The sequence below is a fragment of the Burkholderia gladioli genome, from assembly GCF_000959725.1.
Classification (GTDB): domain Bacteria; phylum Pseudomonadota; class Gammaproteobacteria; order Burkholderiales; family Burkholderiaceae; genus Burkholderia; species Burkholderia gladioli.
The window spans coordinates 4,397,479-4,417,787 of record NZ_CP009323.1 but is presented as its reverse complement, the minus strand read 5'-3'; the positions used below and the strand labels follow the sequence as shown (position 1 = coordinate 4,417,787).

16 protein-coding genes and 2 pseudogenes are annotated in these 20,309 nt (G+C 61.5%); 14 read left to right on the top strand and 4 right to left on the bottom strand.

Annotated elements, in window-relative coordinates:
• Positions 1 to 12 precede the first annotated feature (12 nt).
• From BM43_RS39740 to BM43_RS36355, 3 genes are all read left to right on the top strand, one after another.
• Positions 13 to 2,427, top strand: coding sequence for a sensor histidine kinase (locus BM43_RS39740; protein WP_080742126.1), 2,415 nt, complete (start codon positions 13 to 15; stop codon positions 2,425 to 2,427).
• Positions 2,428 to 2,429: 2 nt separating this feature from the next.
• A complete protein-coding gene (locus BM43_RS36360) occupies positions 2,430 to 4,385 on the top strand; it encodes a hypothetical protein (RefSeq protein WP_127841058.1) in 1,956 nt (651 codons plus the stop codon).
• A 437-nt stretch (positions 4,386 to 4,822) separates the two neighbouring features.
• Positions 4,823 to 5,083, top strand: coding sequence for a hypothetical protein (locus BM43_RS36355; protein WP_036050743.1), 261 nt, complete (start codon positions 4,823 to 4,825; stop codon positions 5,081 to 5,083).
• Between the two features lie 775 nt (positions 5,084 to 5,858).
• On the opposite strand, the gene BM43_RS37760 is transcribed toward BM43_RS36355, so the two are convergent.
• A complete protein-coding gene (locus tag BM43_RS37760; RefSeq protein ID WP_080742127.1) occupies positions 5,859 to 7,637 on the bottom strand; it encodes an eCIS core domain-containing protein in 1,779 nt (592 codons plus the stop codon).
• Here BM43_RS37760 and BM43_RS41105 point away from each other — a divergent pair.
• The 4 genes and pseudogenes from BM43_RS41105 to BM43_RS39720 all read left to right on the top strand — a co-directional run.
• Positions 7,618 to 7,878: a hypothetical protein gene (locus BM43_RS41105; RefSeq protein ID WP_124083866.1), complete on the top strand. Its 261-nt coding sequence runs from the start codon at positions 7,618 to 7,620 to the stop codon at positions 7,876 to 7,878. The genes BM43_RS37760 and BM43_RS41105 overlap by 20 nt on opposite strands.
• A gap of 155 nt (positions 7,879 to 8,033) precedes the next feature.
• Positions 8,034 to 8,983 (top strand): annotated as a pseudogene (locus tag BM43_RS39730) (IS3 family transposase); the annotation flags it as partial.
• A gap of 213 nt (positions 8,984 to 9,196) precedes the next feature.
• Complete coding sequence (locus BM43_RS39725) at positions 9,197 to 10,246, top strand: IS110 family RNA-guided transposase (protein ID WP_036050746.1); 1,050 nt, start codon at positions 9,197 to 9,199, stop codon at positions 10,244 to 10,246.
• Positions 10,247 to 10,258: 12 nt separating this feature from the next.
• A pseudogene (locus tag BM43_RS39720) lies at positions 10,259 to 10,444 on the top strand (IS3 family transposase); the annotation flags it as partial.
• 595 nt (positions 10,445 to 11,039) lie between these two features.
• On the opposite strand, the gene BM43_RS36340 reads toward BM43_RS39720, so the two are convergent.
• On the bottom strand, positions 11,040 to 11,951 hold the full coding sequence (locus BM43_RS36340) for a LysR family transcriptional regulator (protein ID WP_036053284.1): 912 nt from the start codon (positions 11,949 to 11,951) through the stop codon (positions 11,040 to 11,042).
• Positions 11,952 to 12,070: 119 nt separating this feature from the next.
• On the opposite strand from BM43_RS36340, the gene BM43_RS36335 reads away from it, so the two are divergent.
• The 4 genes from BM43_RS36335 to BM43_RS36320 all read left to right on the top strand — a co-directional run bounded on the left by BM43_RS36335 (position 12,071) and on the right by BM43_RS36320 (position 14,676).
• On the top strand, positions 12,071 to 12,748 hold the full coding sequence (locus BM43_RS36335) for a type 1 glutamine amidotransferase domain-containing protein (RefSeq protein WP_036050751.1): 678 nt from the start codon (positions 12,071 to 12,073) through the stop codon (positions 12,746 to 12,748).
• The gene (locus tag BM43_RS36330) at positions 12,745 to 13,044 is read left to right on the top strand and encodes a putative quinol monooxygenase (RefSeq protein WP_088555467.1); all 300 of its coding nucleotides are present in this window, start codon (positions 12,745 to 12,747) and stop codon (positions 13,042 to 13,044) included. Before BM43_RS36335 ends, BM43_RS36330 begins: the two co-directional genes overlap by 4 nt.
• A gap of 31 nt (positions 13,045 to 13,075) precedes the next feature.
• A complete protein-coding gene (locus BM43_RS36325) occupies positions 13,076 to 13,384 on the top strand; it encodes a hypothetical protein (RefSeq protein WP_036050756.1) in 309 nt (102 codons plus the stop codon).
• A 299-nt stretch (positions 13,385 to 13,683) separates the two neighbouring features.
• The gene (locus BM43_RS36320) at positions 13,684 to 14,676 is read left to right on the top strand and encodes an aldo/keto reductase (protein WP_036050759.1); all 993 of its coding nucleotides are present in this window, start codon (positions 13,684 to 13,686) and stop codon (positions 14,674 to 14,676) included.
• Between the two features lie 115 nt (positions 14,677 to 14,791).
• On the opposite strand, the gene BM43_RS36315 is transcribed toward BM43_RS36320, so the two are convergent.
• Positions 14,792 to 15,358, bottom strand: a complete 567-nt coding sequence (locus BM43_RS36315) for a TetR/AcrR family transcriptional regulator (RefSeq protein ID WP_036050762.1) — start codon at positions 15,356 to 15,358, stop codon at positions 14,792 to 14,794.
• A 208-nt stretch (positions 15,359 to 15,566) separates the two neighbouring features.
• Between BM43_RS36315 and BM43_RS36310 the strand changes: the two genes are divergently transcribed.
• The gene (locus tag BM43_RS36310) at positions 15,567 to 16,220 is read left to right on the top strand and encodes an LOG family protein (RefSeq protein WP_230676327.1); all 654 of its coding nucleotides are present in this window, start codon (positions 15,567 to 15,569) and stop codon (positions 16,218 to 16,220) included.
• A gap of 43 nt (positions 16,221 to 16,263) precedes the next feature.
• On the opposite strand, the gene BM43_RS36305 is transcribed toward BM43_RS36310, so the two are convergent.
• Positions 16,264 to 17,127, bottom strand: a complete 864-nt coding sequence (locus BM43_RS36305; RefSeq protein WP_013698588.1) for a LysR substrate-binding domain-containing protein — start codon at positions 17,125 to 17,127, stop codon at positions 16,264 to 16,266.
• A 123-nt stretch (positions 17,128 to 17,250) separates the two neighbouring features.
• Here BM43_RS36305 and BM43_RS36300 point away from each other — a divergent pair, with 123 nt between their 5' ends.
• The gene (locus BM43_RS36300) at positions 17,251 to 18,888 is read left to right on the top strand and encodes a gamma-glutamyltransferase family protein (protein ID WP_013698587.1); all 1,638 of its coding nucleotides are present in this window, start codon (positions 17,251 to 17,253) and stop codon (positions 18,886 to 18,888) included.
• An 89-nt stretch (positions 18,889 to 18,977) separates the two neighbouring features.
• Entirely contained in the window at positions 18,978 to 20,297 is a 1,320-nt protein-coding gene (locus BM43_RS36295) for an MFS transporter (protein ID WP_036050765.1), read from the top strand.
• The last annotated feature ends 12 nt before the right edge of the window (positions 20,298 to 20,309 follow it).

Sequence of the window (20,309 nt, the reverse complement as noted above, 5' to 3'; positions counted from 1 at the left end):
AGCTATATCGCCATGTATCAATTCAATGTTAAAGCGCGTGTGTTGCTCGAATTGGGCGCTGAACTGATCAGCTCGGACGAAGTTGCACTATATGAGTTGATAAAAAACGCAGTCGACGCCAAGACTGAGAAAGTCATCATCCGGGTGTTCTCTTGGTTAAAGCATTCTGATTATCTAAAATTCCAATCCGAGATCAAGGCTTCCGGCAAGCCGCTGACACGGGCTGTCGTATCCAAATGGATCCAGCAATACATCAGTCCTGATGCGAGTGAGCTTTTCAAGTCTGCGCTGTTGGATACTTTATCGGGAGTAGGCAGCGACGAAGCTATCCTTTTGCTTCGTGATGCGTATTCGAACTGTTCCTATCTGGAGGTCGAAGATTTTGGCGATGGAATGACAAAAGACTCGCTCGTCAAAAATTTCCTGACGGTCGGAACGCCTAATCGTGTAGGTAAAGCCGGGAGTAAATATCTCGGGGAGAAAGGTATTGGGCGGCTTTCGGCGATGCGCCTGGGACGGCGGCTGGTCGTCACCACAACAACCACAACCGACAAGAATTTCTCCCGGCTGGGCTGTGATTGGGGCTCTCTGGAGGACAATGTTGAACTCGATATATCGGAGTTTCATCCGACGCTAGAGTCTCTTGCCGATGAAAAAGACAAGAGTCAAGGAACCAGAATAACTGTTTCTGATTTGCAAAGCGATTGGTCGGAACAAACGTTGCGTCGTATTGCGAGAACGCATCTATCAAAATTGCAGGATCCCTTTGACCGTCATTCGATTCGGCTCGACATCAGGCTCTTCTTTAACGGCGATGAGCTGAGGGATGCTTTCGTCGAAATCGATCAGGACTGGTTGAGAGGATGGCATGGCTATCTCGAGATGGAATTTTTCTACAAATCTCCGCCTAGTGATGCCCGATCAGCGAGCCGCAAACCTTTACCGGTCCTGAAGGGAAAGGCTATTTTTCGTGTGCCGTCGCAGGGCGGCCAGGTTGATGAGGATTCACAGGAAATATTTGCAGAGGGTGATGGGGTATATAGCATGCTCGCTGATGAAAATGAGCCGATGGTTCCGGGCCAAGTTCGGAGCAATGCCCCTCGATATGCGGGAATCGATACCCTCGGTCCTTTCTCGATGAAAGGTTATTGGTTTAACCGTCAAAGAAAAGGACAAGAGATTTCCGAGAAGGATGCGAGAAACGATTTCAAGGAATGGCTCGAGCTATGGGGCGGTGGACTGTTGGTATATCGTGATGGTTATCGCGTGTATCCCTACGCTTCCCCGGAAGACGATTGGTTATCCCTTGACCAGCGGGCGCTCCGCCGGCGATCTTTCAAGCTAAACCGGGGGCAGTTCGTCGGCTACGTCCGGATTGGGTCAGAAACGAATCCTGCCCTCAAGGATCAAACGAACCGTGAAGGCATGCGGGACTCCCCAGAGAAGCGGGCGCTCATTCAGTGCCTTCAACAGGGGATCTGGAAGGAGCTGGGATCGCGTGTGTCTGCGCACGAGGAGCGCTCTACCAGGCTGGCATTAAATTCTGTTCAAAAAATTGATCAAACGGTAAAAGAAAAATCGAAGTCGGCCAAAGCGTCACTGACGATCCTTTCCAAAAAGCTTCCTGAGAGCGATGCCTCCATTCGCGAGCTGCGATCACACATCGATCAACTGGAGCTGGCGTGGGCACACGCGAAATCCACCATTAGAAAGCAGCAGGAAGGCGCCGAGACGTATGTTCATTTGGCCGGTGTCGGGATGTTGGTAGAGTTTATTGTCCATGAACTTGCTCGAACCGCGAAGTACACACTTGGTGATCTTGACCGTGAGGCAAAGGCCGCCAAGCTGTCTCCGACCTTGAGATCACTTCAGCAACAGCTTAAGACGCTCGAAAAAAGGTTGCGAATCCTTGATCCGGTTAGTACCCCGGGAAGACAGGTCAAATCGGACTGTGATGTCCTGGAAGTCATCGATACGCTGATCAGCGCTCATGAGGCTCAATTCGAACGCCACAAAATCAGCGTTGACTTTGAGCGAAGGTTAAACGATTCTCTGATTACCTGCGTAGTTCCCGGGCAGATCTTCCAAATTTTCGAAAACCTTATATCTAATTCCGTCTATTGGCTATCCACGCGAGATTCGCTGATTGATCTGCAGGGCGGAGAACAGGGTGTTCATTCCGCGATTACGGTCGAGTACGACCTTAACCAAAAAACGATTGATTTTGTTGACAACGGACCGGGAATCGAGGAGCAGGACGCAGACAAGATATTTGACCCCTTCTGGAGCAAGAAACCTGCTTCTGCCGGACGTGGTTTGGGACTCTACATAACAAAGCGGTTGAGTGATGATAATAGTGTAAAGATCGAGCTGCTTTGGGATGAAACCAAAGATATCTATAAAGGTTTTCGATTTAAATTCGCGTAACCATGAACAATAATGAAGATATGAGCGGGGGCATGTTGAATCTTGCTACTCATACCGGTTCGTCCATGCTGCGGGTGGCTCGCCCGCGAGCTTATTTCATTGATGATGCGTGGGCAGCCCCCCAGCGTCAGGTACTTGCAGCGTGTATTCCTTCCTTGCGTCAACTGTTGTCTGACCATCAAGATGTCAGGGAATGGTTTGTCGCCGAATACAAGCCTGTAGGAGATGTGCGCACCTCAGCATACTTTGACCCGTGGCTCGAGAACGCAGGTGCCGATATCAAGTTCTGGGGCAAGATTGCATCGTCCCCACGCTTTGGAGAACTTAGGAATGAATGGGGAGAGTTGGCTAGTATTTGGCACGCTCGGGTGGAACTTCTCGAGAAGGTAAGGGTCGGTCTTCATGACGCAGGGTTCGAGGTCGTACTGTTTCACTCATTGCCCCCCTTCAATCCAAACGATGTTCCCTCCATCATCGTCATCGACTACATGCTTTCGAATGACGCTGACTACAAGAAGATCGCTGAGAGCACGCATTGGCTTAGTGGGGTTTCGGCTCATTGTTTCAAGTCCACCACCGCTACGCCTCCCTTTGTCCTTTTGATCAGTAGTGCACTAAATCCTAGCGAGACAGAGACGAAGGCTCTGGAGTTCAGAAAAGGCTCCAGGACGATGTCCAGCTATTTTCGTATGGTACCGAAAGCCGATTTGCAATTTGATGGCCGCGTGGTTGGTCTGGCGAAGGAGTACCATACGATTTCTGCTAAGAAATTGCTCGAATTCTATTCGGTTTATAAAGGTCTCCGAAAAGGATATGAGGAGGCAGCCAAAGAAATCGCAGAGTCGATTGAAAGCTTGGAGCTCGAAGACCTTGTCACATTCCATGCGGCACAGCTGAAAGACGAAGGTACGTTGGACGACTATCTGGCATGGCTATATGGCCAGGTTCTGACTTCCAAACTGCTGAAGAAGGTCGATTTCGTGAAAGCCGGGCGTGGAGTAGGTAGCTCCGATGAAGTCCTGTTGGGACAACTCAAGCCCCAACAGCTCATACCGGAGCTATTTTATGAGGCTTCCTTTCTTGCCACACTTGAGCAGACCGCGCCAGAATGTGGACTTGAAAAAATTCAGTTCGCAAATATGTATCAATCACTCTGCGAACCGAAAATTGTTCTCCTCGCGGTCTCACAGACGTGCGATTTGATTCAGTGCAAAATTACTAATGACCAAGTGCTTTGTGTGGAAGGGGCGCTAACGGAACTTGATGTGGCCGCCGAGGCTTCACTTTTGAAGCTGACGATCGATCAGATCGCAAAAGAGCATCAAGTCTACAGGGTTGGGCAAAAGTATTTCTCGGTGGACTGGGGCGGCTTTAAAGATCTCAGAACTGTCAAGATCGGTCATTTGGATGATCGGCGGATGTGGACGCTGATCGGTCGAATGAATGAGCTCTACGCCTTGAACATCCAGGCGTCGGCCATGCAGGCGGTTGGTCGTATAGGCCTCCCCGTGGTTCCCCACTATGTGCATTATATTTCGAAGATATCCATCTCCCTGATACAGCAGAATCAGGGTCGCATTGCGACGAAGGAGATTTCGAGCGGCGATGTGGTGGGTATTATCCGACCACACAAGGCGAATTGCGATATCTTTCTTCCCTCCCATATCCGCGAAGAAATGGCTCAACTCATTGACGTACTGATCGCGCTGCCGAATGCACTGAAAGGAATACCGAATGCTGCCGACGTAAGTGCGTTACTACGCGATGTAGCCGCGCGAGGGTTTACAGGGAAGGGGGACATGGAGCGGAAGATTGATTTCAAGCACGGACTGAATATCTCTCGAAGTGGCGAGAGGTCTACGAAAGATCGACCAAAATTTGCGAAGATTTTTGCGAGCACTGCGGTTCCAGCGCTAGAGAATGGGGATTACCTCGAAATAGTCTTTCTGCCGATTTGAATTTCTCATCGCTGCAGGCGCTTCACGGGAGTCGTTCCCCGGGCTCTGAGGAGCGGAGGTACCTCGACTCCGCAAATGAATCTTGGGGAGTTAGAGGCTATTGCGATTTTGTTGAAGAAAGGGTCTGAGCGGTCGCGCGACGATCTGGATAAGAGGCGCGCGAGAATCAGATTGAGAAATCGCCGGCAGGTTTGCGCCAATGACTGTCTCTGCTCGAGCGTTGCAAACTCACAGCTGAGCAGGAGAATGCTTTGGCACTGCGGGGGATATTTTCTGGAGGAGCCCGGGGTGGTTTTCTGTCACGGCGCTGAACGGTACCCGCCTGTTCGGCAGAGGGAGATGTTAGCGAGCGGTTCTGGCGCGTGTGCGGTTAAGAACCCCATTTGCGCGTGTATTCATTTTTAGCATATTGAAGACATTGATGAAGTGGGGTTGCCATGTCTCGCGCTGCAGCAACGACAATTACGGTTCGCCCCAAGAGCCGGCTGAGCAACTTCGCCGCGGAGAACGTCGGCGAAATTGACGCGTATGAAAACGTTAGTGAGTATGTCCGGGACCAGATTCTGCGCCACAACGAGCTCAACGAGGCGGACGCATTCGATCGACTCAGGGCTGAGTTGGGTCACGCATACGCTGCGCCGGAGTCCTCGTACACGCCGTTGACGGCGGCTGATGTGATTGCGCGCAACCGGAGTTGACGTGCCGTGCACGAAGTACGGATTCGCGTCCGAGAGGCCGCATCTTTCCGGCTCGACGGAATTTACCGTTACACGCGGGAGCGTTGGGAGACCCAAGCCGACCCCTACCTTGCCGGGTTTGTTGATGCCTTTTATGGTATTGCGACGCGCGAGACACCGTCGCGGCCCCGCGGGATTCGGTGTGATGGCTATTTCGGCGCTGGTTCTCAAATGGCGACATCGGTATCGTCACGATATTGCACGAACGGATGCATCAAATAGCTTGTTTCCGGAAGGACTTCGAGCTGTAGCGGGGCAGAGCCTGTGTGTTCGATCAACAGGGGCAGCGCCAGCGACGCGCAACGTCAAAGTCTTCGTTGACCGCGAGCAGGCCCCCGCCAATCAGGGGCGTGCGAGTAGGATTCGAACCGTGTTTTGATGGTTGGAACTGGGAATTGGACCGTCCCAGGCAGTCTAAAAGCCGGTCTTTTTTGGTATGGGTAGAAGTATGGGTAGGGAAAGGACACTTTCTCGGAGGCTTGTCAGTAAAGGGCTTTCGGGCGATTTGGTATTCCTCCGTCTCCGCCAATAGGCGGTGACAAAGCCCCGCAAGTTCTCGGACTTGCGGGGCTTTTTCTTTTTCGGGCCGTCAGTTGACATGGGCCTATTGGCCACCGACGAGGCACATCACGCGGAAACCTGCGCCTGGAGCATCGGCACGCATCGAGGCGCTGCGATCCAACCTGGCCGCCGGATGCTGATTGGCCAAGGCCACTCGGCTGCGCCGTCAGGCCCTTCAGTCGATGTAATCGTAGTCGTCGAACTCGGAGCCGATCTCTGCCAGGTTGAACTTCTCGCGCTGTTTCCAGTACTTCTCACGTTTGTCCCGCCTGCGCTGGTCGTTTTGATCTCGCGCTTCCTTGTCGATGACTTGGGTCGGATCGTAGTCGACGCCGAAATTCGCGGCCATGTCCATGGTGAAGTGATAGCGATGGATGTCGGTGATGTCCCGCCGGTAGGTCCGGTTCCAAAACGCGAACAAGGCCAGCGCCAGCGCCTCGATCTGATGGCTCCTGGCACCGCCGGCCGCCGCCAGCACGAACATGCGCGCGGCCGTCATCGATGGCCCCATGTCAGTGGGGTTGTCGAGCAGCATGGCGGTGCGCACGTGCGGATTGCTCGGACGCGGTGTGGCGTCCGGGCCGCGCCAGGCGCGATCGACCAGGGTGCGCTCGATTGACTTGCCGTCTTCGCTGTAGGTCGAGCCGCGGTAGTCGAGGGGGTGCAGCGCATGCGGGTTCAGGAGATTGCGTTCCTGTTCATCCGGAACACGGGGCTGCAGTTCTGCGTTCCGGGTCTGGTACAGCAGTTCCTGCACGTCATGGATTGCCGCCACCAGTTCCCCGAAGCTGTGCTTGCCCGGTGCCGTCAGGACTTGTTCAATGGTGGTCGCCTGATCGGTGCGTACGTATTCGAGATAGGTCCGGCGGTTCTTCGGGTTGAGCTTTGCGACCTCGCCAATTGTGGTGCGATAACTGTCCAGCGCTTGCGGAATTTGCTCGGCGATCAGCCCGACCAGTTCCCCGCGAATATCTTCGTTGCCGACGATCTCCTGTGCGTAAGCCTTCTCGTTGCGCTTCTTGTCTTGCGAGCGCGCTTCGGCCAGCAAGGCCGCCGCAAAGCCGTCGTCCGAGTCATAGGCCCGTGCCCGGGCCTTGACGGGTTTGTCGCCACCTTGCGGGCGTTCCACGAAACCCTTGATACCTTGATGGCCGGGTGAGGCAGCCCACTTGCGGACCACGTGCAGGAGACGCTCGCGGTGGGTATCGAGATACTGGGTGTATTGCTCTCTCAGCGTGGCGTCGCCGATCTTGCCTGCCAGGGTGTCGACGGTTTCCTCGGCATTCTTGACGTCGACCAGTTGTTTGTTGACCGTCAGCTTGGCCTGCAGTACCGCCTTGCCGGCATGCGGCGCGGCGCGTGCCACGCTCTGCCGCGCCATGTCGGCCGTTGCAGCCCGTCCACCGGTCGTCGCGCCGAGCCGTTGCGCGCGCTGGCCCATCCGGTCGGCTTCGTGTTCGAGCGCGGGGTTGTCGTTGAATGGCGAGCCCTGGTGATACGTGCTGGCCGCCACGCGCCCCTGGGCTTGCTGCACCAGATGCCAGCCTTCATGCGGCAGGTCCTGGCGGCGCCCCGGCGCGAGATGGATATCGGCACCGCGCACATAGGCGGAAGCCGCGTAGCGCGCGGGCAGCGGTGAATCGTAATGCACGCGCGCATGGTCCAGCGCGATGCCGCCCAGCTGCTCAAGGCCGGCTTGCAATGACGCGGGCAGCGACTGCCGATTGCCGCCAGCGTGGTTCGTAGCCGAAGGCGGTGCCGCGGCACCGGGCGCATCGGCGCGGCGCCGCTGGATCGCGCTCGGCGCGTAGTGGTAGTCGCCCATCGGGGTGGACGCCTCGGTGGAAGCGATGGCAGGGCTGGCCGGGGCGATTTGCCGGGGCGCGCTCGCCTGCGGCGCGGTTTGTTTCAAGCGGGCGAGAGGGAGTCGTCGCATGAGCTTGGAAATGGGCATGGTGGCCGCTTGGGCCCAATCTGTGAGCAACCGCGGGACGGCGGATGGCTCGACGATCGGTCAAGCTTTGGCCAGTACGCAGGAGAAACGACCATCGAGGTTTCAGTATAGCGCTGTCGTGGGCGATGAAAACGTCGGATACAACGGAGGCACAGGCGAACTGGATCCGATGCGTATTAAATACCGGATTGGGCCGACGCGGGATGAAGATGATTCTTTATCGATCTTAGCTTCGATATGAGGCTACGGTCGCGCGTGAGGCGCTTGAACATATGATTAGTTTTGTTATATAAAACTTGGACTGCCCAGGGAATACTAGACGCCGCTGGCCTATGATTGGACTGCCCAGGGAATACTAGACGCCGCTGGCCTATGATTTGAGCATAGGAGGTCGTCATGAGCGCACAGAGATTTACCCCGGAATTCAAACAGGAAGCGGTTCGGCAAATCACCGAGCGGGGCTACTCCGTGGCCGAAGTTTCGGCCAGGCTGGGCGTATCTGCTCATAGCCTGTACAAGTGGGTCAAGGCGGTCAAGCCCGACAAGTCCGAGGCGCAAGCCAGCGAACTATTGGAAGCCAAGCAGGAGGTGCTTCGCCTGCGGGCTCAGATGCGTCGTCTCGAAGAAGAACGAGACATCCTAAAAAAAGCCGCGCGATACTTTGCCAGGGAGCCCGAGTGAAGTATCGCTTCATCAACGACCATCGGCATGAATTTCGTGTCGCTACGATGTGCCGAATGCTGGACGTTGCGCGTGCGGGCTACTATCACTGGCTGCATTTCCCGATGTCTGACCGAGATACCGAGGATCAGCGGCTGCTTGGACTGATTCGGGACTCGTATACAGCCAGCTACGGCGTTTATGGTGCGCGTCGCGTGTGCTGCGACCTACGCGAGGTGGGTGAAGTTTGCAGCAAGAACCGAGTGGCCAAAATCATGCAACGCAACGGTATCAAGGCGATTCGAGGATACAAGTCGCCTCGTCGCGCTGCGGGCCGGCCGTCGATTCTCGCGCCCAATCGACTGAACCGACAATTCACCGTCGAAGCGGCAGACCGTGCCTGGGTCACGGACATCACGTATCTGCGAACTTGGCAGGGCTGGCTTTATCTGGCGGTAGTACTGGACCTCTATTCGAGAAAAGTTGTGGGCTGGGCAATGAAGCCCACGCTTGCTCGCGAGCTGGTTCTCGACGCGCTGTTGATGGCGATTGTGCGCCGCCAACCGAAGCAATCCGTGTTGGTTCATTCCGACCAGGGGAGTCAATACGGCAGTGACGAATGGCGTCGCTTCTGCCAATCACACAAGCTCGAGCCTTCGATGAGTCGGCGCGGCAATTGCTGGGACACTCAGTTCAGAATACGCCTCGAACGTCGGATCGATCTGACCCGTGCTGGGATTGGCCGAGCTGCCTTGGCATTGACCTGTCGATCGAGCTCCGGCGTTCCCCGAGCGTTGCCGGGCCCAGCGTTTGTGACCTGATAGGAGCTTTGTCCTGCACCGTGAGTGTCCTGTCCAGCGAGTGGGGTTGGCGATGCGTCCACCACGACGGAAACACGCATGGAACAACACGAAGTCATCCTGGGCGTCGACACGCATCTCGATACACATGTCGGAGCAGTAATCAGCGAAACAGGAAAGCTCCTTGGAACCCTTTCGGTGCCGGCCGAGACGGCGGGATATCTCAAGCTGCTGACCTGGGCGAATTCTCTCGGTCACCTGCGTCGGGCTGGCGTTGAAGGTACCGGCACCTATGGCGCAGGCCTTGCCCGCGTGTTGCGCGATCACGAGATTGAGGTGCTGGAGGTCAATCGTCCGGATCGGGCTGCGCGTCGATCGCGCGGAAAGTCCGATCCGACCGATGCAGAAAACGCCGCGCGTGCGGTCCTCGCCGGGAAGGCAACTGCGATTCCCAAAGAGCAATCTGGGGCGGCCGAAGCAATGCGAGCTGTTTCCGTTGCTCGTCGCAGCGCCGTCAAAGCCAAGACGCAGGCGATCAATCAGTTGCGAGCCTTGCTGGTGAGCGCGCCGCAGGACATCCGCGAACGCCTTCTGAAGACAAAGACCGCCGAATGCGTTGCCAACTGCGCACGGCTGCGCTCGTTGGGTAACACGCCGATGTTGCAGACTCTGACCACCAGGCTGCGCTTGTTGGCAAAGCGCTATCTCGCGCTGGCGGAAGAACTCACGACGCTCGATGCGATGCTCGAACAACTAACCCTCAAGCATGCCAGACGGCTTCGGGAACGATTCGGTGTTGGGCCTCAAACGGCGGCAGTGCTTGTTGCCGTTGCAGGCGACAATCCGGAACGGTTGAAAAGCGATGCCGCGCTCGCCGCGCTTTGTGGCACGAGTCCATTGCAAGCATCTTCCGGAAAAACGGTCCGACATCGCCTGAATCGAGGCGGCGACCGCGCTGCGAACAACGCCTTGTGGACCATTGCCATGGTGCGCATGCGCAGTGACCCGAGAACCCGCGCATACGTCGAGCGACGAACCAAGGAAGGAATGTCGAACAAGGAAATTCATCGCTGCCTGAAGCGTTATATCGTCAGGGAGTTGTACCCGCTCATTCTTGCCGACTTAGCTGATTCAGCCCGTACCACTTGACATAGGAGCGTCAACGCCGTGGCGGAATCCTTTTTCAGCAGCCTGAAGAAAGAGCGAATCCGCAAACGTATCTATAAAACCCGGGATATGGCGCGTGCCGACGTCTTCGACTACATCGAGGTCTTTTACAATCGAACCCGTCGCCATAGTCATCTTGGCGGCCTGAGTCCCGAGGCCTTTGAACAGGCCGCGGCGTGAGGGTCGGGGGTGTCTAGTGTGCTCTGGGCAGTCCAAGTTGAACTCTCACAAGCGGTCGGTTGCCAAGCAAAAGTAAGCGCGGCAAGCTTGGCTGGATGTGCCGAAGACTAAGGGGCAGTCGCTCCTTGGTCTTTGGGACGTAAAATCTAGTGTATTTAGATGGACTTATTGGTGTGCGCGGCACAAAAATTCGTTAGTTCCCTCCATACCCAATTGGTTGCGAGCGCAACATGTTCGAAAAATCACGCTCCGGCGGGTTTTGTTTGCTGCTTAGGGAATGTTCTCGACACCATTCGCGGTGCCAGTGGTAATCGGAGTGAAACCAGAACATTGGTGCCGGCAGGGCGTCTACGCTGACCGCGAGGTTGCGGGGCAAGCGCTCGACATGCTTCCCGAGGGCACAGAGCGCGAGGCGCCACGGCAGGCACTCACGCCGCAGCATTGCACAGAGATCGCTCGCTACCTGACGAACTGCGATCTGGTCGCGCCTCGACTGCAGCCGCACGCGCACTGACAGCAGGTCAAAGGGAACACCATTGCCCTCAACGCTGGCACGAAGATCTGTGACGGAACGTCGTGCGGTGGGGCACGCCGCTCAGGCCGTCGACCAGCCGTCGACGCGCGAGGTCTCCATCAGGAAGTCGCGCAACAGCCGGGCGCTGGGCCCGATGCGCTTCGAGTGCACGAGGAAGATCTCCAGCGGCGCCGTCTGTGCCTCGGGCAGCACACGCACCAGCTCGCCCGTTGCGATCAGCGACGCCGCGTCGTAGGCAGGCAGGCGCGCGATGCCGTCGCCGGCCAGCACGAAGGCCAGGCGTGACGCGGCGCTGTCGGTGACGACGTCCCCCTGAATTGGGACGTCGACATCGCGGCCGGCGACGCGCACCCGCGTCGCGCGCTGGCCCGGCGGGTAAACCACCCAGCGGTGCGAGGCCAGATCGTCCGCTGACGCCGGCGCGCCGTGGCGGCGCAGGTAGGCGGGCGCCGCGCACAGCATCGTGGCCTCGCGCAGCAGCGGGCGCGCGTGCAGCGCGGAGTCGGCCAGCGGCCCGGCGCGCACCGCCAGCTCGACGCCATGCCGGACGATGTCGACGTTGGCGTCCGACATCGCCACGTGCAGGCGCACGGCGGGGTAGCGGCGGCGAAAGCCCACCAGCGCCGGCAGGATGCGCTTGGTGCCGAAGTGGTGCGAGCAGGTGAGCCGCACCTCGCCGCGCGGCTCATCGCGCAGCAGCTCCATGCCGCGGATGCCGTCAACGGCCTCGTCCAGCAGGCGCTCGCAGTGAACGCGGAACGCCTGGCCAGCCGGCGTGAGGCTGAAGCTGCGCGTGCTGCGCTGCGCCAGCGGCACGCCCAGGCGCGACTCGAGCACGCGGACATGGTGGCTCACCACGGCGCGCGTGAGCCCGAGCGAGCGGGCCGCCGCGGCAAAGCTGCCGCTGCGCACGACGGTGGCGAAGATCGCCATCCCGCGCAGGTCATCGAGGACGGTGGTGGTGGGTTCCATCGGCGAATTGTAAAAATTCATGAGCCAATGTGTCAATCGCTCGGCGGCTACCGCGACGGCGTTCGGCTCCCTAAAGTATGTCTCACCGCACCGTGCGGCAGACAACCAAGGAGCCCATCATGACCGTCAAGCATGTACTGTTTGTTTTGACAAACGCCACCGAGATCGGCCCGCACAAGCGCGCCACCGGCTACTTCTACCCCGAGGTCGCGCACCCGTGGGAGGTGCTGGAATCGGCCGGCATCGCGGTGGAGTTCGCGTCGCCACTGGGGGGCGAACCGCCGTTCGACGGCTTCGACGACAGCGATCCCGTGCAGCACGCCTTCAGCCACAGCGCCGCCATACGCCGCATGGCGCACAGCCGCAAGCTGTCTGAGGTGGACGTGCTGGATTACGACGCCGTCTTCTTCCCCGGGGGCCTCGGCCCCATGGTCGACATCGCGAAGGATCCCGACGTGAAGGCCGCGGTGCGTCGCGCTTGGGACGGCGGCAAGGTCGTCGCGGCCGTCTGCCACGGTCCCGTGGCGCTGCTGGGTGTGAACCTTGAGGACGGCACGCCGCTGGTCAAGGGCCGCCGCCTGACCTCGTTCTCCAACGCCGAGGAGGCGGGCTACGCCCAGGCCGACGTGCCCTTCCTGCTGGAGGACGCGCTGCGCGTCGCCGGTGCCGAGTATTCGTCGGCCGCGCCGTGGCAGGCCAAGGCCGTGGTCGACGGCCGGCTGATCACCGGCCAGAACCCGGCCTCGGGCGCCGCGGTGGGCGAGGCGATCGTCGCGGCGCTGAAGGAGGCGCGATGATGGCCGCGCCGGCGGCGATTACCGTGGTGGCGCGCTGGCAGGCGCTGCCGGGGCGGTCGGCCGACGTACTGGTGCTCGTGGCCGCGCTGCGCCGGCAGTCGCTCGCCGAGCCCGGCTGCCTCGGCTACGAGGTCTTCTGCGGCGTGGACGAGCCGGCCGCGATCCTACTGCTGGAGCGCTACCGCGACCCCGCGGCGGTCGAGGCGCACAGGGCCTCGCCGCACTACCGCGAGCTGCTGATCGAGCGCATCCTGCCGCTGCTGGCCCAGCGCCAGGTTGAGTTGCTGCGCGCCTGAGCGCGGCCTACAGTGAAGACTGGAGGTTCCCATGCAACCGTGCTTCATCGTCAGCCACGTGCCGGCGTGGGTCGTCAACGGCGTCACCTTGACCGTGGGTCTGGCGCTGGCGCAGCTGTCGATCGGCTGGGCGGCCGGCGCGATCGCCGCCCAGGCGGCCATGGCGACGGCCGTGTGCGCGAGCCTCGCCGACGTCACCACCACCACGCGCCGCGTGGACGTGGTGGTCGTCGCGAGTACGGTCGCGGCGACGCTGTTCCTCGCGACGCATGCTGCGTGGCGGATTGCGGATCGTGCGACGGATGGCTGGTATAGGGGTTGTAGACCGGATTCGACTTGAGGAAATGAGAAGACATGAGTCGTGTTCGTGAAAGTCAAACGTCATTCTGATATGGCGGCTCCTACTCCAGAGACTCGGCGCAGGCTTGGCGGCGATGCAGGCGAAGAAGTAGGGCAATTGGCGAACACGTTCCATCGCGCCGCGATCCGGGATCGAACCGCCACGCCTCGCGCAAGACGCCGGCATCACTCGTGCCGTTGAGCGCAACTCATGAGTCGGCGTGTCAGAATCGCGAACGAAAGCCGGCGCGGTCATCCCGACCCTGTCTCCATCCGTCGTTCATTCCTATCGGAGTTGTCATGCAGGTTTCTCATCGCCGTTTCGGCCGCACCGGCTGGGACGTTTCGGAAGTGGGTTTCGGTGCCTGGGCGATCGGCGGCGCATGGGGCGACGTCTCCGACGCGGATGCGCGCCAGGCGCTGCACGCGGCGCTCGACGCCGGGGTCGATTTCATCGATACGGCCGACGTCTATGGCGACGGCCGCTCGGAGCGGATCATTCGCGAGGTATTGAAGGAGCGCGGAGGCCAGCGTCCGATCGTGGCGACCAAGGCGGGGCGCCGGCTCAATCCGCATGTGCTGGAGGGCTATACGAAGGCCAACCTCGAAGCCTTCATCGATCGCAGCCGCGAGAATCTCGGCGTCGATACGCTCGATCTGCTGCAACTGCATTGCCCGCCGACGGACGCCTATTTCCGCCCTGAACTGTTCGAGGCGCTCGACGAGCTCGTCGCGGCCGGCAAGCTGCGCCATTACGGCGTGTCGGTCGAACGCGTCGAGGAGGCCTTGAAGGCGATCGAGTATCCGAACCTGGTGTCGGTCCAGCTCATCTACAACCTGTTCCGGCAGCGGCCGGCGCAGTTGCTGTTCCGCGAGGCGATCGCGCGCGATGTCGCGATGATCGTGCGCGTGCCGCTGGCCAGCGGCATGCTGACCGGCAAATTCACGGCGCAGTCGAGCTTCGCGGCCGACGATCACCGCAATTTCAACCGTCACGGCGAAGCCTTCGACGTGGGCGAAACCTTCTCCGGCGTGCCTTACGAGGTTGCCCTGGAAGCCGTCGAGGCGCTGCGCCCCCATGTGCCGCAAGGCGCGACGATGGCGCAGTTCGCCCTGCGCTGGATCCTGATGGAGCGGGCCGTGTCGGTCGTCATCCCCGGCGCGAAGAACGCCGCGCAGGCGAAGGGCAATGCCGAGGCGAGCGCGCTGGCCCCGCTGCCGGAGGACACCATGGAACAGGCGCGGCGGATCTACGATCAGCTGATCGCGCCGCACGTCCATCATCGCTGGTGATCGAGCCCGCCGCTGCTTGCGCGCTAGGTGCGCAGGCGGCGGCTCCTGTTTGCCTGCGATCCGTCGCGGCTTGCATTGCCCCTGCAAGCCCATCCGAGCGGCCAGGCCCGATCGATCAAGCCGTTTCCGGAATCACCATCCGCACCACCAGGTCGATATACGCGTCGTCGATCTCGGCATAGGGCATCAGCAATCGATAGTAGAAGGCACCAAACAGCAGGTCGATCATGACCGCCTCTTCCTGCTGCGACATGCCCGCCATCTTCAGGGCATTGCGTCCTTCCTCGCGTCGCGGCCCGATCCATTTCTCCCAGAATTCGCGCGCCAGCTCCGGGTCCGACTGCGCCGCGCCGATCAGGTGGCGCAGCAACTCGCGGCGTGAGGGATCGAGCGCGCGCGCGAAATCGCGAAGCACGTTGCGGAAGGTTTCGCGCGGCGTCGAGCCCCGGGGGTAGACGATATGGGGCTGGATGTCCGCGAGGAAGGCATCCATGATCACCGCGGCGGCATTGGGCCAGCGCCGGTAGATGGTCGTCTTGGCCACGCCGGAGGCCGTCGCGATCCCGTCGATCGTGACGCGGCTCGGGCCCAGTTCGCGCGCCAGCTGCAGCGCCGCCGCCTGCACCGAAGCCGTTGTCGCGTTGCTCCTGGCACGTCCCGCGCGTCCTTTCTCCATCGTCATCCTGTCGATTCTCCTTGTCGCCGGGGCCCGCGGGCCTCCATCGACACCCAATTCATTCGATTGACATCGCTACGGAGCGTAGCGTAATCTCCGCCCGAAACGCTACGCATCGTAGCGTATTTATGGGCGTGCTGCCCGGTGGCGCTTGCACGATCGGCTCTCGATTCCCGAGTAATCCCGATCGCGACTCGCGCAATCCTGATTGGAAATGAACATGGCAGACAAGGAAGTCAATTCGCAGCCAGGCGAGAACACGGGCGTTCGAGCGGTGTGTGTCTACTGCGGGTCGTCGCCCGGCGCCGATCCCGCCTTCATGGAGGCCAGCCAGGCGCTCGGGCGGGCATTGGCGCGGGCGAAGCTCAAGCTGGTCTACGGCGGCGGAACCACCGGCCTGATGGGCGCGGTGGCGCGTGGTGCGCTCGACGCCGGCGGGGAGGTCGGCGCGGTCATTCCGCGCTTCCTGATCGACCGCGAGGCAAACCAGGCATCGCTGACGATGTTCGAGGACCTGACGATCACCGACACCATGCACGAGCGCAAGCACCGGATGTTCGAGCGCTCGGATGCGTTCGTGGCACTGCCGGGCGGCATCGGAACGGTCGAGGAGATCGTGGAGATCATGACCTGGAGCCAGCTCGGCCGCCATCGCAAGCCGATCGTGCTCGTCAACACCAAGGGTTTCTGGAATCCGCTGCTTGCCTTGCTCGACCACTTGCGCGAAGCCGGCTTCATCCATAGCGGGCACCTGTTGCAGCCGATCCTTGCCGAGCGCGTGGAGGACGTCGTGCCGGCCATCCTGGAGGCAGCCGTTCCCGCCGGAACCCCGGGCGAGGGTGAGCCCTCGATCGTCGGGAAGCGCTAGCCGGCAGGTTGGTTCCGCCGCCGACGCGGCTTGCGCATCCTGCTCACCGGCGCAACATCTCCGCGATCGTCTGCGTGAGCAGGGTCTGCCGGTTCGCCTTGCGCTGGACCATGCTCACCGAGCGGATGAAGGTTCGCCCCGGCAGCGGCACCAGCCGCAGGTTCGGGTCGCTGCGCCACCTGCCGCCGCGCAGCACCGGCAGCACGCTTACCCCCACGTTGCCGCGCACCAGCGAGACGATCGTCTCGATCGAGTTCAGCTCCAGGTATTCGCGCGGCGCGATGCCTAGCTCGGCCAGCGCGCGGTCGATCACCACGCCGGTCGGCACGCGCCGGTCGAAGCGCAGGAATTCACGCTCGCGCAGGATGCGGCGCGCGTCGTCGCCGGGCGTCTCCCGGCTGGTCACCAGCATCAGCGGCTCCTCGTAAAGCGGCGTCCAGGCGAGCGTCTCGTGCAGCGCGCCCTCGGCGCTGTCCACCACCACGGCGAGATCCACGTCGCCATCCTCGACCATGTGCGCCAGCTCGTTCGAGCGCGCCGAGGTCAGCCGCACCTCCAGTTCCGGATGATCGTTTTTCAGGTGCGCGATGGCCAGCGACAGCCCGCCGATCACCGATACCACCGCGCCGATGGTGACCGAGCCGCGCATGGTGTCGCCCGTGCTGGCGGGCAACTCGTCGATCAGGGCGAGGATGTGCTCCACCTTGGCGCAGATCTCCCGGCCTTCGCGCGTGAGCGCGATCTGGCGCGCGCGGCGGTCGAAGATCGACTTGCCCAGCGCCTCCTCGAGCCCGCGCATCTGCAGGCTCACGGCGGCCTGCGTGAGCGCGGTCTTCTCGGCCGCCGTGGCGAACGAACCGCTGCGCGCCACGGCCTGCAGGGTGCGCAGCATGCGTAAGGTGAGCATGTAAATTAAATTTAAGTGTCGAGAAAAAATATTAAATTTTTTTGCCCGCGCGTTCAAGATAATCCAGGTATCGAGGTGGGCATGCGTGCCGCCTCCTTCCTCATTACCGGGATCCGAACTTCCATGACGAGCTTCGACTGGCAGAACCCCTATCCGACACCGCGCCTGCCGGTGTTCGCCCGCAACATCGTCTCGACCTCGCACCCGCTGGCGGCGCAGGCGGGGCTGCGCATGCTTTGGAAGGGCGGCAACGCGGTCGACGCGGCGATCGCGGCGGCCGCGGCCATCACCGTGGTCGAGCCGGTCTCCAACGGCCTGGGCAGCGACTGCTTCTCGCTGGTCTGGGACGGCGCGAAGCTGCACGGGCTGAACGCCTCGGGCCCCGCGCCGGCGGCCTGGAGCGTCGATTATTTCCGCCGCAAGTACGGCGAGGAAAACGGGCTGGCGAAGCAGCCCAAGCGCGGCTGGGACACGGTCACCGTGCCCGGCGTGATCGCCGGCTGGGAAGCGCTGCATGCGAAGTTCGGTTCGCTGCCGTTCGCGGACCTGATGGAGCCGGCCATCGAGATCGCCGAGCGCGGCCATGCCGTGGCGACTATCGTCACGCGCAAGTGGCAGGCCGCGATTCCCGAACTGCATAACCAGCCGGGGTTCGCTGCAACCTTCATGCCGCGCGGGCGCGCGCCGGAAGTCAGCGAGCGTGTCTGTTTCCCGGGCCACGCGGCCACCCTGCGCCGGCTCGCGGAAAAAGGGCCGCGCGACTACTACGAAGGCGAGCTGGCCGAGCGCATCGCCGCCTTCGCGCGCGAGGGCGGCGCGGCGCTCACGCTGGACGACCTGCGCGGCTATCGCCCGGAATGGGTCGAGCCGATCGGCAAGGACTATCGCGGCTACACGGTCCACGAGATCCCGCCGAACGGGCAGGGCATCGCGGCGCTGATCGCGCTGGGCATCCTCGAGCAGTTCGACATGAGCGCGTTGCCGCGCGACAGCCTCGAATCGCAGCATCTGCAGATCGAGGCGATGAAGCTCGCCTTCGCCGATGTCTACCGCTACGTCGCCGATCCGCGCTCGATGGAGGTCACGCCCGAGCAGATGCTCGATGCCGCCTACCTCAAGGAGCGCGCCAAGCTGATCGACCCGAAGCGCGCCACGCACTTCGGCTTCGGCATGCCGCGCTCGGGCGGCACGATCTACCTGTCCGCGGTGGACGAGCGCGGCATGATGGTGAGCTTCATCCAGTCGAACTACATGGGCTTCGGCTCGGGCGTGGTGGTGCCCGGCACCGGCATCGCCTTGCAGAACCGCGGCTGCGGCTTCTCGATGGATCCGGCCTCGCCGAACGTGGTGGCGGGCGGCAAGCGCCCGTTCCACACCATCATCCCGGCCTTCCTCACGCAGCAGGTGAACGGCCGCCAGGAGGCGGTGATGAGCTTCGGGGTGATGGGCGGCGACATGCAACCGCAAGGGCATCTGCAGTCGGTGGTGCGCATGCTGGATTACGGCCAGCAGCCGCAGGCCGCCTGCGACGCGCCGCGCTGGAAGGTCAACCGCGATTTCACGCTCGACATCGAATCGACCTTCGACGCGCAGACGGCACGCGGCCTGCAGGGCCTCGGCCACGAGATCAAGGGCATCGACGACCCCTACATGGACTTCGGCTCCGGCCAGTTCATCTGGAAGCTCGATCGCGAGGATCCGGAACGCGGCTACGTGGCCGCGAGCGATACGCGACGCGACGGGCTCGCCGCGGGTTTCTAGTCGGCCGGCGCCTGGCCGCGAGTCGGAGTTCCCGGCTCGCGGCGCGCGGCCATCGATGAGTAGAACAAAGCAAAGTGGGGAAGACTGGCATGGATATCGGGACATCGGCCGAGCAGGTGCCGCTCAGCCGCAGCATGATGCGTCGCATCGTATTCTCCTCGTCGATCGGCAACGCGCTCGAGTGGTTCGATTTTCTCGTCTACGGCTACTTCGCGCCGATCATCGCGAAGGTGTTCTTCCCCGTGCACGACGAATGGCTGTCGACCCTGCTGGCCATCGGCACCTTCGGCATCTCCTTCCTGATGCGGCCGCTGGGCGCGATCGTGCTGGGCATCTACGGCGATCGCCACGGGCGCAAGGCGGCGCTCACGCTGGCCATCGCGCTGATGATGGCCGGCACGCTGGCGATGGCGGTCATGCCGCCCTATGCGTCGATCGGCATCGCGGCGCCGCTGCTGATCCTGCTCGCCCGCCTGGTGCAGGGTTTCGCGGTGGGCGGCGAGTTCGGCAGCGCGACCGCGCTGATGGTCGAGCACAGCCCGAACCGGCGCGGCTACTTCGCCAGCTGGCAGTTCGCGAGCCAGGGCGCGGCGGCGATCCTGGCGGCGGCCTTCGGTTCGCTGCTGGCCTGGTGGCTGCCGCCCGAGCAGCTCCAGGACTGGGGCTGGCGCCTGCCGTTCTGCTTCGGGCTGGTGCTGGGGCCGGTGGGCTGGTACATCCGCTCGCACCTGGACGAGACGCCCGAATTCCTCGCCAACCAGCGGGCTGAATCCATGCAGGCCGCGCCGGAAGGCAAGGCGCCGGGGCTCGGCCGTCAATGGGGCAGCCTGCTGCTGGCGGTCGGCATCGTTGCGCAATCGACGGTCGGCGTGTACATCCTGCAGCTCTACATGCCGATGTACGCGGTCAAGCAGCTTCACATGGCGGCGGCGAGCTCGTTCGGCGTGGTCGTGCTCAACGGCGGCCTGCAGTTCCTGCTCTCGCCGGTGATGGGCGCGCTCTCGGATCGCATCGGGCGCGTGCGCATCATGCTGACCACCTCGATCCTGCTCGCCACGCTCACCTATCCGATGTTCGCGCTGCTGCAGCGCCATCCCACCCTGGGCTGGCTGCTCGTGCTGCAGGCCGCGGCCGGCATCTTCAAGGCGGCGTATTCGGGGCCGATGCCGGCCCTGATGTCGGAGATCTTTCCCGTGCGCGTGCGATCGGCGGGGCTGTCGATCGCCTACAGCCTCGGCGTGACGCTGTTCGGCGGTTTCGCGCCGACGATCGCGGAGGTGTTCATCCACGCGAGCGGCGATGTGCTCGCGCCTGCGTACTACGTGTCGCTCGCTGCCGTGATCTCGGGCGTGTCGCTTGCCGTCGTGGGTTGGCGACGGCGTGATCGCGTTGGCGGCCGGTTTCGTTAGTCAAGTGTACGA

Excerpts from the sequence above, each read along its gene's own strand:
- BM43_RS39740 (WP_080742126.1), top strand. The coding sequence starts at position 13 with ATGTATCAATTCAATGTTAAAGCGCGTGTGTTGCTCGAATTGGGCGCT.
- BM43_RS36360 (WP_127841058.1), top strand. The coding sequence starts at position 2,430 with ATGAACAATAATGAAGATATGAGCGGGGGCATGTTGAATCTTGCTACT.
- BM43_RS36355 (WP_036050743.1), top strand. The coding sequence starts at position 4,823 with ATGTCTCGCGCTGCAGCAACGACAATTACGGTTCGCCCCAAGAGCCGG.
- BM43_RS41105 (WP_124083866.1), top strand. The coding sequence starts at position 7,618 with ATGAGCTTGGAAATGGGCATGGTGGCCGCTTGGGCCCAATCTGTGAGC.
- BM43_RS37760 (WP_080742127.1), bottom strand. The coding sequence starts at position 7,637 with ATGCCCATTTCCAAGCTCATGCGACGACTCCCTCTCGCCCGCTTGAAA.
- BM43_RS39725 (WP_036050746.1), top strand. The coding sequence starts at position 9,197 with ATGGAACAACACGAAGTCATCCTGGGCGTCGACACGCATCTCGATACA.
- BM43_RS36340 (WP_036053284.1), bottom strand. The coding sequence starts at position 11,951 with ATGGAACCCACCACCACCGTCCTCGATGACCTGCGCGGGATGGCGATC.
- BM43_RS36335 (WP_036050751.1), top strand. The coding sequence starts at position 12,071 with ATGACCGTCAAGCATGTACTGTTTGTTTTGACAAACGCCACCGAGATC.
- BM43_RS36330 (WP_088555467.1), top strand. The coding sequence starts at position 12,745 with ATGATGGCCGCGCCGGCGGCGATTACCGTGGTGGCGCGCTGGCAGGCG.
- BM43_RS36325 (WP_036050756.1), top strand. The coding sequence starts at position 13,076 with ATGCAACCGTGCTTCATCGTCAGCCACGTGCCGGCGTGGGTCGTCAAC.
- BM43_RS36320 (WP_036050759.1), top strand. The coding sequence starts at position 13,684 with ATGCAGGTTTCTCATCGCCGTTTCGGCCGCACCGGCTGGGACGTTTCG.
- BM43_RS36315 (WP_036050762.1), bottom strand. The coding sequence starts at position 15,358 with ATGACGATGGAGAAAGGACGCGCGGGACGTGCCAGGAGCAACGCGACA.
- BM43_RS36310 (WP_230676327.1), top strand. The coding sequence starts at position 15,567 with ATGAACATGGCAGACAAGGAAGTCAATTCGCAGCCAGGCGAGAACACG.
- BM43_RS36305 (WP_013698588.1), bottom strand. The coding sequence starts at position 17,127 with ATGCTCACCTTACGCATGCTGCGCACCCTGCAGGCCGTGGCGCGCAGC.
- BM43_RS36300 (WP_013698587.1), top strand. The coding sequence starts at position 17,251 with ATGACGAGCTTCGACTGGCAGAACCCCTATCCGACACCGCGCCTGCCG.
- BM43_RS36295 (WP_036050765.1), top strand. The coding sequence starts at position 18,978 with ATGGATATCGGGACATCGGCCGAGCAGGTGCCGCTCAGCCGCAGCATG.